At 41.5% G+C, this 16,224-nt stretch carries 13 protein-coding genes; 5 read left to right on the top strand and 8 right to left on the bottom strand.

The features are described from left to right. Positions 1 to 192 precede the first annotated feature (192 nt). Both SFRI_RS07615 and SFRI_RS07610 read left to right on the top strand, forming a co-directional pair. Positions 193 to 1,104 (top strand): porin family protein, encoded by a 912-nt coding sequence (locus SFRI_RS07615; RefSeq protein ID WP_011636953.1) that lies wholly within the window; start codon positions 193 to 195, stop codon positions 1,102 to 1,104. Between the two features lie 153 nt (positions 1,105 to 1,257). After that, entirely contained in the window at positions 1,258 to 2,283 is a 1,026-nt protein-coding gene (locus tag SFRI_RS07610; RefSeq protein ID WP_011636952.1) for a GGDEF domain-containing protein, read from the top strand. Positions 2,284 to 2,385: 102 nt separating this feature from the next. On the opposite strand, the gene bioD is transcribed toward SFRI_RS07610, so the two are convergent. The 4 genes from bioD to bioB are packed head-to-tail and all read right to left on the bottom strand — an operon-like array spanning position 2,386 to position 6,144. Further along, positions 2,386 to 3,093: a dethiobiotin synthase gene (bioD, locus tag SFRI_RS07605; RefSeq protein WP_041413501.1), complete on the bottom strand. Its 708-nt coding sequence runs from the start codon at positions 3,091 to 3,093 to the stop codon at positions 2,386 to 2,388. A 7-nt stretch (positions 3,094 to 3,100) separates the two neighbouring features. Continuing rightward, positions 3,101 to 3,865 (bottom strand): methyltransferase domain-containing protein, encoded by a 765-nt coding sequence (locus SFRI_RS07600; protein ID WP_011636950.1) that lies wholly within the window; start codon positions 3,863 to 3,865, stop codon positions 3,101 to 3,103. A gap of 20 nt (positions 3,866 to 3,885) precedes the next feature. Further along, entirely contained in the window at positions 3,886 to 5,085 is a 1,200-nt protein-coding gene (locus SFRI_RS07595) for an aminotransferase class I/II-fold pyridoxal phosphate-dependent enzyme (protein WP_011636949.1), read from the bottom strand. A gap of 6 nt (positions 5,086 to 5,091) precedes the next feature. Further along, a complete protein-coding gene (gene bioB / locus SFRI_RS07590; protein ID WP_011636948.1) occupies positions 5,092 to 6,144 on the bottom strand; it encodes a biotin synthase BioB in 1,053 nt (350 codons plus the stop codon). 114 nt (positions 6,145 to 6,258) lie between these two features. Between bioB and bioA the strand changes: the two genes are divergently transcribed. Then, positions 6,259 to 7,593 (top strand): adenosylmethionine--8-amino-7-oxononanoate transaminase, encoded by a 1,335-nt coding sequence (bioA, locus tag SFRI_RS07585; RefSeq protein WP_011636947.1) that lies wholly within the window; start codon positions 6,259 to 6,261, stop codon positions 7,591 to 7,593. Positions 7,594 to 7,668: 75 nt separating this feature from the next. On the opposite strand, the gene SFRI_RS07580 is transcribed toward bioA, so the two are convergent. After that, positions 7,669 to 8,562 carry a LysR family transcriptional regulator ArgP gene (locus tag SFRI_RS07580; RefSeq protein ID WP_011636946.1) on the bottom strand — a complete coding sequence of 298 codons (894 nt, stop codon included), beginning with the start codon at positions 8,560 to 8,562 and terminating at the stop codon, positions 7,669 to 7,671. 158 nt (positions 8,563 to 8,720) lie between these two features. Here SFRI_RS07580 and SFRI_RS07575 point away from each other — a divergent pair, with 158 nt between their 5' ends. Continuing rightward, positions 8,721 to 9,353 (top strand): LysE/ArgO family amino acid transporter, encoded by a 633-nt coding sequence (locus tag SFRI_RS07575; RefSeq protein ID WP_011636945.1) that lies wholly within the window; start codon positions 8,721 to 8,723, stop codon positions 9,351 to 9,353. A gap of 71 nt (positions 9,354 to 9,424) precedes the next feature. On the opposite strand, the gene SFRI_RS07570 is transcribed toward SFRI_RS07575, so the two are convergent. Together SFRI_RS07570 and SFRI_RS07565 are read right to left on the bottom strand one after the other, a co-directional pair. Further along, positions 9,425 to 10,024: a glutathione S-transferase family protein gene (locus SFRI_RS07570; RefSeq protein ID WP_086019799.1), complete on the bottom strand. Its 600-nt coding sequence runs from the start codon at positions 10,022 to 10,024 to the stop codon at positions 9,425 to 9,427. 32 nt (positions 10,025 to 10,056) lie between these two features. Continuing rightward, positions 10,057 to 13,479 (bottom strand): hybrid sensor histidine kinase/response regulator, encoded by a 3,423-nt coding sequence (locus SFRI_RS07565; RefSeq protein WP_011636943.1) that lies wholly within the window; start codon positions 13,477 to 13,479, stop codon positions 10,057 to 10,059. 256 nt (positions 13,480 to 13,735) lie between these two features. Here SFRI_RS07565 and acs point away from each other — a divergent pair, with 256 nt between their 5' ends. Further along, positions 13,736 to 15,688 carry an acetate--CoA ligase gene (gene acs / locus SFRI_RS07560; protein ID WP_011636942.1) on the top strand — a complete coding sequence of 651 codons (1,953 nt, stop codon included), beginning with the start codon at positions 13,736 to 13,738 and terminating at the stop codon, positions 15,686 to 15,688. Between the two features lie 113 nt (positions 15,689 to 15,801). On the opposite strand, the gene SFRI_RS07555 is transcribed toward acs, so the two are convergent. After that, entirely contained in the window at positions 15,802 to 16,203 is a 402-nt protein-coding gene (locus SFRI_RS07555; RefSeq protein WP_011636941.1) for a hypothetical protein, read from the bottom strand. Positions 16,204 to 16,224 lie beyond the last annotated feature (21 nt).

Genomic DNA, 16,224 nt, shown 5'->3' with positions numbered 1-16,224 from the left:
TAGTAACAAAGTGTTAGTATATGCACTGAACAGTTTGTCGTTTTTATTTTAACTTAATGTTTATGACTGCGCATTTTGATAACCCTTATTTTGGATATCTGCGTTGAATAGATTAGGTATTAAATTCGACAAAAGCATCATATGAAGACGCATATCCTGTGATATAGAAAAAATAATAAATGCGGAGTTTCAATGATAAGAACTTTTTTTTGTATAGTGTTATTGATATTAGGTACTCGAACTGCCTCGGCAGAGACGAACCTATCAACTAACGACTCAACAGTCTCCGACAAATATACTCTTGATGTCGGTATGTTTTATGCTAACTCCGATTCAAACTTCATCGTTACAAACCCTAAAACAGGTGGAACATTCCCAGTAGATTTTGAAGATGAACTTCTACTTGCTGAAGAGCAATACTTACCCTACTTTGAATTCACATTCTCTTTCAACCAACGCCATAATATTTATATTGATTGGAAGTCGTTGGATCGCAAAGCCGACACAGAAACGGTATCACAAGATTTTATTCTTGAAGATATTGATGGAAAAGACTACCTGATTGAAACTGGCGCTAAACTGAATACCGAACTTAATATTGATATTCTGCGAATTGGTTATGGTTATGACATTTGGCAAGGTACTCATTACGCTGTTGGAGTATCCGTTGGTATACATACCATGTTTATCGAAACCGCTTTTAAAGGCACTATCGGTATTTGTGTCCCAGATTCAACCTTAACCAGTTTATGCAGCAATGCAGTTGCCACACCAGAAGTTATCGACGACACTCTAACGGCACCTCTTCCAGACATTGGTCTTTACGGCTCCTACGAGTTTTATCCTGGTTGGACATTTGATGCTCACGCCCAGTATTTTGCTATCAAATATGATGATGTAGACGGATCACTGATCGATATCCGCTTAGGTGTTGAAGCTAAAATTTGTGATAATTGGTCATTAAAACTGGCTTACAACTATTATGATGTCGATGTCACTATCGAAAAAACACGTAATGTCGGTAATATTGAGCAACGTACCTTTGATTACAACATAAACTACAGCTTTACTGGCCCAATGTTTGCGGTCTCTTACGTTTTTTAATATGATTCAAGTCACTAAAAAAGCATCTTCGGATGCTTTTTTGTTATTTGTATCACTATAATATCATGGTGCAAAACCTGCTATTATTGTTATATTTACTTCAATTGTAGATTTTTTCAAAGTCTTTCCTTAGCCCGGATCATGAGGCACTTAATGTCGAACACACTACTGCAAACCGCTGCAGCCAATTTGAAAAAAGCTGTTCCGTTAATGTTAAAATATAGAATACCCACAACGCCAACAAACTACGCGCTTTGGTATGCTTACGTGGGTGAACAAAACCCGTTACTCAATCAAGAATTAGATACAGCAGTCAAACAACATCAAACCTGTTCACCTGTGACCAGCGAATTATTATATCGTAAACATGTGGCTGACCCGGTTGAGCTTGATGTGCGAGACATGCGTAAAAATCTTGATGCGATGGTATGTGAATTATCTCAGTCACTCAAAGATACTAATTTGGACACTGAGACATTTCAAAATCAAATTGATAAAGATTTTAAGAAATTAAGCGACCTCGAAAATCAAGGTTTCTCGTTAGAGCAAGTGATTGGTATTGTAAGAAATATCGTTAAAGAATCTTCCAGCATCCGTTCTAGCACCGTGAGTTTTACCGAACAACTCCAAAAAGCTCAATCAGAAATCGATACTCTCAAAACTCGTTTAGCTGAATCTGAAAAAGACATGCTATTTGACGCCCTAACCAATGTGTTAAATCGCCGTGCATTTAACACTGACATTGAAGCGCAAATTGGCTCAGCTCCTGCGGGTACCTGCATGATTTTAATTGATATTGATCACTTTAAAACCTTCAACGATAATTTTGGCCATCAACTTGGCGATTTAGTCCTAAAAACCGTTGCGAAGCGTATCCAAGAAGCCTGTCGTGACGGCATTAAACTGTATCGTTTTGGTGGTGAAGAGTTCGCTATTATTGTACCAAGTAGTCAGTTTAGAGTTGCCAGACAATTAGCTGAAGGCATTCGCAGAGCGCTCGAAAAACTCAGCGTCAAAGACAGACGCAGTGACAAAGTTATTGACTCAATAACTGCATCTTTTGGTGTTGCTGAATGGAAAGCTAAACAAAGTGTATCTCAATTAATTGAAGCAACTGATAAGTTACTGTACGAAGCAAAACGCCTCGGTCGTAATAGAGTGATGCCAATCGCAAACTAACCATTCTGATAATATCAATTGATTGTTCGCCCAATTTTTACCTGCCCATGCTGAAAGCTAACAGCAGGAAAAATTGGGCTGAATATTTTTTGATATTGCGGGTTATTGAGGTAATTGCAGATAAACAGCAGCATTCTCAGCTGTTGCTGCCGTTAAATGAGGCACGTAACCTAAAAATGGTGCCTGCATCATCTGCTGTAAGCTGTTGAGGTTGTCGTCAATAAAAGCCATCTCAGCATCGACTTGATTCGCCACCCACCCCGCTATCGTTAATCCGTCAGCCAATATAACCTCTTGAGTTAACAACGCATGGTTTAAACAACCTAGCTTCATGCCAACCACTAAAATAACCTCTATCTTTGGCTTCTTTTTTGGGTTTTGAATTTGTTGTGCTTGTTGCAGTTTAGTCTGCAATAATTTGACAGTATCAGATAAATACTCACCATTACCAAACGGTAAGCGCCAGCCACCAGCACCTTCTATCAAGGCAAAATCTGCTTCTAACATCGCGGGGTTGTACATAGTATCAAGGACACTTTGCGCTGTTAATGTTCGATTAACTAGCTTGGCGGCAATATGCGGTGCTATAGCGGGTTCAAAACTAATAGGATTAACCACTTGATATGGTAAATCTATATTCGACTGAGCTATTAGCATTAAGGCATCACTGTTGCGTAAGCCCACATCTGTGGATATACATCCTGATGCAATGGGTTTAAAGCCGCATTTATGGCCTTGAGCCTTTGATAGTAATGCTGCCGAAACTAATGTTTTGCCGCTGTCGGTATCTGTTCCTGTCACAAAGTACAACATCGTTTCAACCTCGCTTGGCGCGGATATACGCAATTTGATAAGTTAATGGTATGCCTTTATCGGTACGCATTGTTTCTGCAAGTGCGATGCGTTGCTGCCATTGTTGCTTAGTAAGGGGATGATGATGTGTTGCATTGTTTTCGCCTTGTTGAGCAAACGACGCACCCACACCTTTTATTGAGTACAGCAAGCTGCGCAAATCATCAAAATACACGCTAATACTCTTTACTTGAATATCAATATTAAGCCAATCGTTTGGTGAATCTTGAGATGCGATAAACGCTGCTTTAATAGCTGATACCGAATTAAACTGATTCACTCTAAAGCCCAATGTTTTTAATTCAGCCAAACTGCCATCAACAACCACACTGAGATAACATTCACCATTTTGACGTAATACCCGATGAAACTCAGCAAACGCTTCGGGTAGGTTTTGGCACCATTGTAAAGCTAAATTGGAATAGATACTGTCAATGGAAGCACTTTGTAATCCAAGCGCCTGTGCATCGCTGCAAATAGGTAAGTAGTCAGGGTATTGTTTTGTTAGTTGGTTAAGCATCCCATGCGCGATATCAACTGCAACGACCTGCTCAACGTCATTAAAGGCGTTAAAACTCGTACCCGGGCCGGCTCCTACATCAAGTAAGGTGCCAAATAACGGCGCATTGTCTAATAATTGCTTCGCAGTGATACGTTGTAATACATCATGTTGCTTGTATTGAGATGCGGCGATTGAAAATTTATTTGCCACCGGATTATCTAACGTCATGAGGGTCTCATAGATACGATTTATTTAGCCATTGTTTGTGGTGCTAATGCGCCTTGCTTTTCGTCAGAATCATTATATTGATCAATGAGCAGAGTCAAAGCATTAACCAATGCATGAATGTCATCGACTTTATGCCGTGCATTTAAAGTAATACGCAAACGCGCCTGGCCTTTTGGCACCGTTGGCGAACGAATTGCGCCGACTAAAAAGCCTTGTTGTTTTAACTGCTGCGCAATCGCGATAACCTGATGGTTATCACCGATCATAATGGGCTGAATTGCGGTGGTAGAAGACGTAATACTCAATTTATTTGCTAATGCAAGTTGTCTAAACAACGCAACTTTAGCCGTTAACTGTGCCAATAATTCTGGGTGAGTTTGTTGCCAATTAATCGCCGCTAATGCTAAATGAGCATTGGCTGGAGATAAAGCTGTCGAGTAAATATACTCACGGCAGGTAGCAACCAAGTAATCAACTACCTCTTTTGAGGCTAAAATCGCTGCGCCTTGACCCCCTAACGCTTTACCAAAGGTGACCACTTGAATATCGACATTATCGGCATTAACAAACGAGCTTGGTAATACCCCAAAACCATGGGCATCATCGACAATAAGCCAACATCCATATTGCTTACATAAATCAGATAGCTCAGTAATGGGGGCTATATCGCCGTCCATACTAAATACACTCTCGGTGACAACGGCTGAATTGGGATTTCGTTCAATAATACGTGCTGCGCTGTTGATGTCATTATGCAAAAAGCGACTAATTTTACTGCCACAGTCTTTTAAGCCATCAATAATTGAGGCGTGCACCAATTTATCGGCAATGACCGTGTCATCGGTGTTAAACAAGGTTTTCATTAACGCACTATTGGCACTAAAGCCTGAACTAAACAGCATACAAGCTTGGTGGCTGGTAATCTCACATAAACGTTGTTCCAGCGCCACATGGGCTTGGCTATAACCACTCACAAGCGGTGATGCCCGACTGCCTACACCATACACGGTTGCACCATGGTAAAGTGCTTGTGCTAACGCAGGTTCGTGGGCTAAACCTAAATAGTCATTATGGCTAAAATCAATCAATGTTGATTGTTGCGACGTTGCCGACACCTGTCGTTGGCGTAACAATCCTGCAGCCTGCAGTTCGGCAAGCTTCTCACTTATCCGTAATGTAATTGGATGTTCTCCAATTTCAGGCTGACTGAATGATGTCATATTAGATTACAGCGCTGCGGCATCAAAAAACTGCTTAGTCGACTTATCTTGTTTGGCACTGGCTTTGGCTAATAGTGCGCTATCGTTTTCAATGTTGGCTTGTGGGCCTTGCTCAGGATGCAAACCTAAACGACGGAACAAACTCATATCATCATTTTCTTCAGGGTTTGGCGTTGTTAATAGCTTACAACCGTAAAAAATAGAATTAGCACCGGCAAAGAAACACATAGATTGCAGTTCATCACTCATGCTTTCACGTCCTGCAGATAAACGTACTCGAGATTTAGGCATTAAAATACGGGCAACAGCAATAGTGCGCACAAATTCAAGCGGATCAAGATCATCGATATTCTCAAACGGTGTACCGGCGACTTTAACTAACATGTTGATTGGTACTGAATCGGGGTGTTGTTCTAAATTAGCTAACTGTTGCAATAAACCTGCGCGATCAGTAGCTTTTTCACCCATACCCACAATGCCGCCTGAGCACACTTTCATGCCCGATGCGCGTACGTTTGTTAGCGTATCCAAGCGACTTTGATAAGTACGAGTGGTAATAACGTCTCCGTAATATTCAGGCGAGGTATCAAGGTTATGGTTGTAATAATCTAAACCAGCGTCGGCTAATTTTCCGGCTTGTTCAGACGACAACATCCCTAATGTCATACAGGTTTCCATGCCTAAAGCACGGACATCTTTTACCATTTGCGTCAAATATGGCATATCTTTGTCACGCGGGTTACGCCAAGCGGCGCCCATACAAAAACGCGATGCTCCTGCCGCTTTAGCACTTTTAGCTTCGGTTAGTACTTTATCAATTTCAAGTAAACGTTCTTTTTCAAGACCTGTATCGTAGCGTGCACTTTGAGGACAATATTTACAGTCCTCTGGGCATGCGCCGGTTTTAATCGACAATAGGCGGCTGATCTGCACTTCGTTAGGGTCAAACGTTTCACGATGAATACTGTGAGCTTTAAACAATAAATCATTCATAGGCAGCGCAAACAATGCTTCAATTTGTGCTTTTTGCCAATCGTGACGAACTTCAGCTAACGACATGGATCATTCCTTTATTTTGATTTTATGTTGGCTAGGATACCCTGAGCCCGTAAACTGTCAACGCAGTAACCACTTTACGCTTTACTAGCGGTCAAAAAAAGAGCACTTATAATTATGCCACTTTCCGATACAAATACCACAATCGATTATGCTTTCGATGCACAACATATCTGGCACCCATACACCTCCATGACCCAGTCTCTGCCTGTATATGGAGTCGTTTCAGCACAAGGTTGTGAGTTGACTTTAGATGATGGGAAAGTACTTATAGATGGCACCAGTTCATGGTGGTCTTGTGTGCATGGTTATAGTCATCCGACCATTTTAGCCGCTATGCAAAAGCAGCTATCACAGCTCAGTCATGTGATGTTTGGCGGAATCACCCATCAGCCAGCCATTGAGACCTCAAAACGCTTAGTGCAGATGACCAGCGATAACTTAACTAAGGTTTTCTTAGCTGATTCAGGCTCAATTGCTGTGGAAGTTGCGCTAAAAATGGCGCTGCAATATTGGCAGGGGCGAAACCAGCCGCAAAAGCAACGGATTATGACTGTAAAAAGTGGTTATCATGGTGATACTTTTGCCGCGATGAGCGTATGTGATCCTGATGGTGGAATGCACACCATGTTTGGCAACAATGTGACGAGACAAGTCTTTATCCCTGCGCCAACCTCAAAGTTTGACGAACCGTTGAATCAAACCGATACACTCGCATTAAATGCCGCATTTGCGCAACACCATCAAGATATTGCTGCGGTGATTATTGAACCCATCATGCAAGGTGCTGGCGGAATGCGTTTTTACTCACCAGCTTATTTAGTTAAACTGCGCCAACTTTGCGACCAATACGATGTGCTATTGATATTAGACGAAATAGCTACCGGATTTGGCCGTACTGGCACCCTCTTCGCTTATGAGCATGCCAATATTGAGGCTGATATTTTATGTGTAGGCAAAGCATTAACAGGTGGATATATTAGCCTCGCAGCCACCTTATGCAGTGACGAAGTGGCCAATGGTATTAGTGATTCTCCCGCTGGTGTGTTTATGCATGGCCCTACTTTTATGGGGAATCCATTGGCATGTGCTGCAGCAACCGCTAGCTTAGACTTATTGCTTGCTGGCGATTGGCAACAGCAGGTGAAAGACATTGAAGCGCATTTAATACGCACCTTACCCGCAGCCATGACATCAAAAGAGGTTAAAGATGTACGAGTACTTGGCAGTGTCGGCGTAATAGAAATGCACTCTCCAGTGAATACCGCAGCCTTACAAAAAGCCTTTGTTGACTTAGGAGTGTGGGTAAGGCCTTTTAGCCGCTATATCTACATCATGCCGCCTTACACTATTAGCGCTGCACAATTAACCCAACTAACCTCGGCCATGTTGTTAATTGCCGATACCCTTATTCCTACCGAAGAGAATCAAACGTTGATTAGCCATGGATAATCAAAGCAGGTCTATTCACTGCTTGGGTAAGTCTCAATTTGGGCCCGTCTCAGCTTAGGTAGATCAAAGTTTAGCTTAATCTAATACCGATTGAGCGTGGGCAATAATGGCATCTGAAACGTCTTTATAGACACCTTTAAGTAAAATCCAATGGTGCCAGTAAAGCGTTTCAGTGATGATATGGTCTTTACATATGTGCACTAACTCACCAGTGGCTAGTTCTGGTTTAATTTGCGTTTTTGGTACTAAACAATAGGCAGCACCATGTTTAGCCATGGTCACAAAAGCATCTGATGAACGCACAGCATGTAATGGATATTCACCTTGCATCAAACCAAAATGCTGTTGAATATAACGTGTGTGCATATTGTCTTTATGATCAAACGCAATACCCGGTGCTTTTCTAAGGCTGTCAGCACTAATGCCGTTAGGGAAATAATCACGACTAAACTCAGGTGACGCCACTAGCAGATAGTCGACACAGCCTAATCGAGTTAATTGACAACCTTTAATCGGTGTAGATTGCACCGAAATGGCACCAAAAGCTTGGCCATCCTTTAACCTATTAATCGTACGAGCTTCACCTTCAATCAGCAGATTTATCTCAACTAAATGTGACTTAATCACTGGGGCTATTGCCGGAATGAGCCAAGTTGCCAACGTGTCGGCATTGGTGGCGATATTCAGAGTTAACGGAGTCTGGGGCGAATGAGGCATAGCACTAGGAAGTACGTCAGCTTCTAGCTGTACCACTTGGTAATAGTGCTTTAAGAGCTGCTTACCTAAATCTGTAGTTTGAATAGGTTGGCTTCTAATCAATACTGGTTGAGCAAACTGTTGCTCTAATTGTTTAATCCGCTGTGACACCGCCGATTGCGATAAGCACAACACACCTGCTGCACGCTCAAAACTTTGTTCTTTAATCACACAACTCAATGCTTGCAGCAATTTATAATCAAGTTTACTCATTGTTTTACCAACTCATTAAATCCCCTGAAACCATCGTAACCGGTATTTATGCCGCTTTCATTAATTTATCTTATACAGCAGAAAAATTATTAATTTAACTTATAACAAAACTATTGCTACTTTAGCAACTCATTACATTGCTTGTAACTAGGAAACTCATGGCCACTTCTGCATTATTTCAAGGACTTATTCTCGGCTTAGGAATGATTATTCCAATTGGCGCCCAAAACTCTTACATATTAAGTCAGGGAATAAAACGCAATCACCACTTTCTCGCGGCCACAATTTGTATGTTGTGTGATGTGTTATTAATTGGTCTAGGTATTTTTGGCGGAGGTAAATTAATCGCCAGCAGTGAATGGCTAATGTTACTTATTGGCTGGGGCGGAGTCACTTTTTTAGTTGTTTATGCAGTTATGTCGTTCAAAAATGTATGGCGAAATCAGTACCAAGTTGCAACACACATTGCAGCAGCCAATAGTCGTAAAAAAATTATCGGCACCACATTTGCGGTCACCTTGCTTAACCCTCATGTGTATTTAGATACTGTGATGATATTAGGTAGCGTGGGCGGTACTTTTGATGGTAACGAAAAATGGGCATTTGCAATAGGTACTATACTGGCATCGGTTTTGTGGTTTTATACTATTGCATTTGGTGCCGCTAAACTTGCACCCTGGTTAGGTTCACCTAAAGTTCAACGCGTGATTGATGCCATAGTCGGCACTATTATGCTTTTTATCGCCTATTCAGTATTTAATACTTTATTAATAATACCAACAAACTTATAGCGACAGGCTACACATGTAAACCAAAAGCTACACATGTAGACCAAAAGATACTCATAAAAAACAGTAAAGAATTAACTCTCCATCAGCAAAAAACCAGCTTGCTGTTTTATGCGTATTAACCATTGATTAATCTGCGGGTAATGGGCCAAATCAAAGCCACCTTGATGTGCAACATGAGTATAAGCAAACAAAGCAATGTCCGCTAAGGTAAACTGCGAACCACACAGAAAGGGTTGCCAAGCGAGCTCAGCCTCCATAGCCGCAAGCGCTTTATGGCCTTTAACGTGCAGTGAGTGATATTCAGCTAAACGATCTTCAGGTAGCCCTAAATACAACTGAATAAAGCGTGCTACGGCAATATATGGCTCATGGCTATACTGTTCAAAAAACATCCACTGATACATTTTAGCTTTACTAAAAGTATCGGTGGGGATCAAATCAGAGCCTTCAGCAAGATAACCCATAATGGCATTCGACTCCGATAATACTCTGCCATCATCGAGTTCTATTAATGGTATTTTACCCTGCGGATTTTTAGCTAAAAACTCTGGTGTCTGCGTTTCACCATTCGTGATACTCATTTCTTGCCATAGATGATCGACATCGAGCATATTCAACACCAGCTGCAATTTATAACAATTACCCGACATGCTATCGCCATAAGCTGTGATCATTAGTTGTCCTCAACGCTAAAATAACTCAATTACTTTTTAACAAGACTAGAAATTAACGCACGCAATGCGGCAGGTTTTACCATCTTTGCCATATAGTGATAGCCACGTTTTTCAACATCATCAATCAAATCTTTATTAGTATTGGCAGTAATTAATATCCCTGGTAAATGCTCACCATAACGACTGCGAATACCATTCATCGCATCAATACCATTTTGGTCATCATCTAAATGATAATCAGCTAACATAATGTCTGGGGCGACTCCTTTAAGCCCTAATTTAATTCGAGCATCGGCAAGGTCTTTGGCACAAATAACTTCACATTGCCAACGACTTAACAAAGACTCTAGCCCCGCGAGAATGGCTTCTTCATTATCAATACACAAGACTTTAATGCCAGCTAAAGGCTGCAATAATGTCGGTAAAGGTTTACTACTTATTTTGCTGACCGTTTCACCTAATGGCACGAATATAGAGAATAGAGAACCATGACCTAAAGTTGAACTTACATGAATTTGATGATCAAGTACTTTACTAATCCGATCGGCAATCGCCAATCCCAATCCCAAGCCGCCAACATTACGGCTACTGGGATGATTAAGACGTTTAAACTCTTTAAAAATTTCTTGTATATCAAACTCATTTATCCCACAGCCAGTATCTAACACTTGGATTTCGATAAAATCACCTCGATGGCGGCAACCAAATAATACTTTTCCACCACGGGCATATCGATATGCATTGGTTAAAAAGTTTTGCAAAATACGTCGTAATAATGAAGGGTCGGAGTTAACTGTCGCTTTTGAAGGCACCATTGAAAACGAAATTTGGCTATCACTGGCCATGGCGTCAAATTCAACCGATAAACCGTTAATCACCTCTGCGATAGCAAAATCACGACGATTAACGTCCACCATGCCAGAGTCGAGTTTTGAGATATCGAGTAAATCGGTCAATAACTCTCCCGCTATTTTCAACGAACTGTTTACATGAGTTAGCGTGGTGCGGGCTTCTAAATCTAGATTAGGATATTGCGATAATGAGGCCGTAAATAACCTTGCCGCATTTAATGGCTGCATTAGATCGTGACCGACGGCGGCTAAAAATCGAGTTTTAGACGCATTAGCGAGCTCTTCTTGCGCTTTTGCTTCAAGTAATTCACTGTTTAGCATCGCCAATTCATAGGTTCGTTCTTGCACACGACTTTCTAGAGTTTCGTTGGCTTCCAGTAACGCTTTTTCTTGCAAACGATATTGAGTAATATCGGTAAATGTCATCACAAAGCCACCATCGGGCATTGGATTACCTTGAATTTTAATCACTTTACCATCTTGGCGTTCACGCTCAGATGTGTGCGGAGTGCCATTACGCATATGCTGTACCCGCACTGCTACCTGATTTTCAATGTCTCCCGAGCCACAAAAGCCGCGCAACGCATTAAACCGCACCACTTCAGCAATAGGCATTCCTTGTTGTAAAAAGCCTTCAGGATATTGATACAATTCAACATAGCGATAATTCCACGCAACCAAGCTTAGGTCTTTGTCGACCACACTCATACCTTCATAAGCGTGTTCAATTGCACCGCGCAGCATATCCTGACTTAAAATAATTTTAGAGGATGCTTCATCTACAAGACTGAATACTTCATCCAGCGCCAAATCGCGGCCTTGTAGGACAGAGTCCATCACTAATGATGCACTTGATGCACCTAAAACACCCGACAGCATGTGTTCAGTGTGAGCAATTAATTCTTCTGGAGCTGCTTTGTACCAACTGTCACTTTTAACTGCATCGGCAGAAAAACGACTAAAGCTTTCATAAGCACGAGTTGGGCTCACAAATCGGCTTGCTAAAATTAATAAATCTTGTTGCGAAATAGGCCCTTGACGTTTCTTCGAATCTTTCTTAGATGACCAAGGTTTAACAAAATTACTTGCTTGAATACGTTCGGCAACGCCCGCTCTAAACCAAATAGAACCCAACACATAACAAAATATATTCGCTAACAAAGCGATTAATGTATCACTAATATTTGGGGTTATTGAATTGAGTAAGCCAGACTCACTACCGAGTAAACGAGCCTCGCCTGCACCTTGAAGTAAAATAAAACACCACAAGCTAAAACCGACAGCTAGGCCAAGATAAACACCCGCTCGATTACCGTGCTTCCAATATAATCCACCGACTAATGCCGGCGCTAGTTGAGAAAATGCGCCAAAGGACATCATTCCTAAATGTGAAAGCGAGTCACTGTCAGTAAACAGTAAATAACTTAAATAGCCAAAACCTAGAATAACCACAATCGATAAACGGCGGACATTTAATAATAATTGAGAAAATTGGCTAAAGTTCTTTTCTCTTATTTGCCCCGTTCGCAGCAAAAATGGCACCAACCACTCATTACTGACCATCACACTGATGGTCACTACGGCCACGATCACCATCCCAGTTGCCGCAGACAAACTACCTAACAAGGCTACAACCGCTAATATTGGTTGGTCTAGTGCCAAAGGCAAATTAATAACATAAGTATCAGCAGATACCGAATCACCCAGAATAATTTTACCGGCTAATGCCAATGGCGCGACAAACATGCCAAACAAGGCTAAATAAATCGGAAATATCCAGCGAGATTTCTTTAAAATATGCTCGCCGCCACATTCAACCACCATCACATGGAACTGCCTTGGCATACACAAAAACGCTGCCATACCAACAAATAGTTCAGGGAGAAACGACTCTAAACGAATGTGACTATTTTCGATTAATGCTTTATCTGATGCCTGCTGCCAAATATCGCCAAAGCCATCAAAAACACCAAAACTAATCACCAAACCGACTGAGATAAATGCCGCAAGTTTAACCAATGACTCAAACGCAATCGCGACCATCATTCCAGGATTATGTTCAGTCGCATCTAATTTACGCGTACCAAATAAAATGGCAAAAATGGCCAGTAACATGGTGATCAATAATGGCACCGCCACTGGGCTTAAGGGGGTATCATCAGGTTGAAATAAGTTAAGGCTAAACACCATTGCTTTAAGCTGTAGTGCGATATAAGGCATGATGCCAAACAATGCAATAAGCGTGACTAAAGCGGCTAATAACTGTGACTTGCCATAACGAGCAGCAATAAAGTCGGCAACTGAAGTAATGTTTTGTGCTTTAGACACCACAACCATTTTTCGTAGCATGCCAAACCCAAGAGTAAACACTAATATTGGGCCGACAAAAATAGGTAGAAATGACCATAAATCATTGGCAGACTGACCTACTGTGCCTAAAAAACTCCATGATGAGCAATACACCGCTAAGCTGAGCCCATAAATCCATACTTGAGCTTTTTGATTTATTTTACTAAACCACCGCTCGGCACCCCATGCCAAAATAAACAGCAATGACACATAACATACCGCAATCACGGCAACGATTAAGGTTAAGTTCATGAAACGTCCGCTATCACTTTATTATTATTAAAAATCTGTTTTATTTTCATCTAAAACATCATGTATTGAGCAGAAAACAACCTGCATAAGAGAATCGATATAAATAATCGACCAAATCTGCAGCAACCATTACCATATTAACACGTGCAACAGACTAAATATTAAGGATATTTTAAAACTAGACCAAGGTCTAATAGTGCAAACAACCCGTTGCAGATGATACTTTAACCACGCCATTTTTAGAAAGGGAAGCCCCATGACCCCGCAGTCTCTTTACAAAGTTCCTAGTGACATTGCAGAAAACGCACTGGTTAATAACGATCAATATAAGAAAATGTACCAGGAGTCCATTATTAATCCAGAAGGTTTCTGGAGAGAACACGGCAAACGTATTGATTGGATTAAACCTTATACCAAAATTAAGAAAACGTCTTTTGATGATCATAATCTTTCGATTAATTGGTTTTATGATGGCACGCTCAATGCCTCGGCCAATTGTTTAGATCGTCACCTTGAAGAACACGGCGATAAGCTTGCCATTATTTGGGAAGGCGATGACGCCAACGAACAACGCAAATTAACTTACGCAGAGCTACACACACAAGTGTGTAAGTTTGCCAATGCGCTACGTAGCCAAGGGGTTAATAAGGGAGATATCGTCACTATCTACATGCCGATGGTGCCTGAAGCGGCAGTCGCTATGCTTGCTTGTGCTCGCATTGGTGCAGTTCATTCAGTGGTATTTGGTGGCTTCTCACCCGACTCGATAGCAGCAAGGGTAATTGATGGAAAATCAAAAGTCTTAATTACTGCCGACGAAGGTATTCGTGGTGGCCGTAAAATCCCTTTAAAACGCAGCATTGATGAAGCCATATCAAATCCTGATGTTACTTGCGTCGAAAAAGTTATTGTATTTAAGCGCACAGGTGGTGACATCGATTGGGTTGAAGGTCGAGACGTTTGGTGGCATTCACTCATGGAAGTGGCTTCAGAATTTTGCCAACCAGCAGAAATGAACGCCGAAGATCCACTATTTTTGCTTTATACCTCTGGCTCTACAGGTAATCCTAAAGGTGTGCTTCATACTACCGGTGGTTATATGGTGTATGCCTCGATGACACACGAATACGTGTTTGATTATAAAGCTGACGAAGTATATTGGTGTACCGCCGATGTAGGCTGGATTACCGGTCATTCCTATATGGTATATGGACCTTTTGCTAATGCCGCCACGGTATTAATTCATGAAGGTGTACCTAATCACCCTACTCCAGCTCGATTAGGTGAAATGATTGACCGACATAAGGTCAATATCCTGTATACCGCTCCTACATTAATTCGTGCATTAATGGCTGAAGGTAAAGAACAATTTAGCAGCTATAAAGGTGACTCATTGCGCATTATGGGTTCAGTAGGTGAACCCATAAACCCTGAGGCTTGGCGTTGGTACCATGAGGTAATCGGTCATGAAAACTGCCCTATTGTCGACACTTGGTGGCAAACTGAAACTGGCGGCATCCTGATCAGCCCATTACCTGGTGCAACGGATACCAAACCTGGCTCTGCAACTCGACCATTTTTTGGTGTGCAACCAGCACTGGTTGATAACATGGGTGATATTGTTGAAGGTACTGGTGAAGGTAACTTAGTTATCCTTGACTCGTGGCCAGGCCAAATGCGAACAGTGTACGGTGACCATGATAGATTTGCGCTGACTTATTTTAAAACATTCCGCGGTATGTATTTTACCGGTGATGGCGCACGTCGTGATGAAGATGGCTATTATTGGATCACTGGTCGTGTCGATGATGTCATCAACGTTTCTGGGCATCGCTTAGGTACGGCTGAAGTGGAAAGCGCTCTAGTGTCGCATGAACTCGTTGCTGAAGCGGCCGTTGTGGGTTACCCACATGACATTAAAGGCCAAGGAATTTATGCATACGTCACCCTAACCCGTGGCATTGAACCGACAGAAGAGTTACGTCAAGAGTTACGTCAATGGGTTCGTAAAGAAATTGGTGCACTTGCTACACCAGACCTTATCCAGTGGGCAAGTGGTTTACCTAAAACGCGTTCAGGCAAAATTATGCGTCGATTCTTACGTAAAATTGCGGCTAACGAAGTAACCAACTTAGGTGATTCTTCTACTCTGGCAGATCCTGCAGTGATTGATACGTTGATTGAGTCTCGCTTAAACAAAACTGAGTAATGAAAATCAACTTGTGATGTTCTATCCACCCTGAGAAATCCTGACCAATTTCTCTTTTCGCCCCTCAATTGAGGGGCTTTTTTTTTATCTAAAACCAGCATTATTTAACATTATTACTTATCTGAAACCTTAGGCTGTGGAGCATAAGCAGTATCAATAGTGACATTATATGAATGATCATTTAATGTCATTTTGTAGCTCGTTGATTGACCCACTTTAATCGTTATGGCTTTGTCACCTAATAGATCCGCACCATCATTAGATTCATCGCGTAAACTTATCAACAAATTAACCTTATTATCACTATTTGCTGTCGATACTATGGTCACGCCATAGTCTCCTTCAACACTGAGTGACACAGATTCATTTAGTCCCATCTCAATTTTTGATGCCGATGCAGTTGCATCGTCTGAATGCTTAACCGTTTCTTCAATAGATAAACCAATGACCAGACTTTCTTCGGCAACGGCGAGATGGCTAACCATTAACAGAGCGGCTAACGATAAAAATTTCATAATGTGTTTTCCTGATGGTGA

It is taken from the genome of Shewanella frigidimarina NCIMB 400 (assembly GCF_000014705.1).
GTDB lineage: Bacteria > Pseudomonadota > Gammaproteobacteria > Enterobacterales > Shewanellaceae > Shewanella > Shewanella frigidimarina.
The sequence above is the reverse complement of the archived record's forward strand: the minus strand, read 5'-3'. Positions and strand labels throughout refer to the sequence as shown.

What these genes read in the sequence shown, in the direction of transcription:
- SFRI_RS07600 (WP_011636950.1), bottom strand. Translation starts at nt 3,865, where the DNA reads ATGACGTTAGATAATCCGGTGGCAAATAAATTTTCAATCGCCGCATCT.
- SFRI_RS07595 (WP_011636949.1), bottom strand. Translation starts at nt 5,085, where the DNA reads ATGACATCATTCAGTCAGCCTGAAATTGGAGAACATCCAATTACATTA.
- SFRI_RS07615 (WP_011636953.1), top strand. Translation starts at nt 193, where the DNA reads ATGATAAGAACTTTTTTTTGTATAGTGTTATTGATATTAGGTACTCGA.
- SFRI_RS07555 (WP_011636941.1), bottom strand. Translation starts at nt 16,203, where the DNA reads ATGAAATTTTTATCGTTAGCCGCTCTGTTAATGGTTAGCCATCTCGCC.
- bioA (WP_011636947.1), top strand. Translation starts at nt 6,259, where the DNA reads ATGCCACTTTCCGATACAAATACCACAATCGATTATGCTTTCGATGCA.
- SFRI_RS07575 (WP_011636945.1), top strand. Translation starts at nt 8,721, where the DNA reads ATGGCCACTTCTGCATTATTTCAAGGACTTATTCTCGGCTTAGGAATG.
- SFRI_RS07610 (WP_011636952.1), top strand. Translation starts at nt 1,258, where the DNA reads ATGTCGAACACACTACTGCAAACCGCTGCAGCCAATTTGAAAAAAGCT.
- bioB (WP_011636948.1), bottom strand. Translation starts at nt 6,144, where the DNA reads ATGTCGTTAGCTGAAGTTCGTCACGATTGGCAAAAAGCACAAATTGAA.
- acs (WP_011636942.1), top strand. Translation starts at nt 13,736, where the DNA reads ATGACCCCGCAGTCTCTTTACAAAGTTCCTAGTGACATTGCAGAAAAC.
- SFRI_RS07580 (WP_011636946.1), bottom strand. Translation starts at nt 8,562, where the DNA reads ATGAGTAAACTTGATTATAAATTGCTGCAAGCATTGAGTTGTGTGATT.
- SFRI_RS07565 (WP_011636943.1), bottom strand. Translation starts at nt 13,479, where the DNA reads ATGAACTTAACCTTAATCGTTGCCGTGATTGCGGTATGTTATGTGTCA.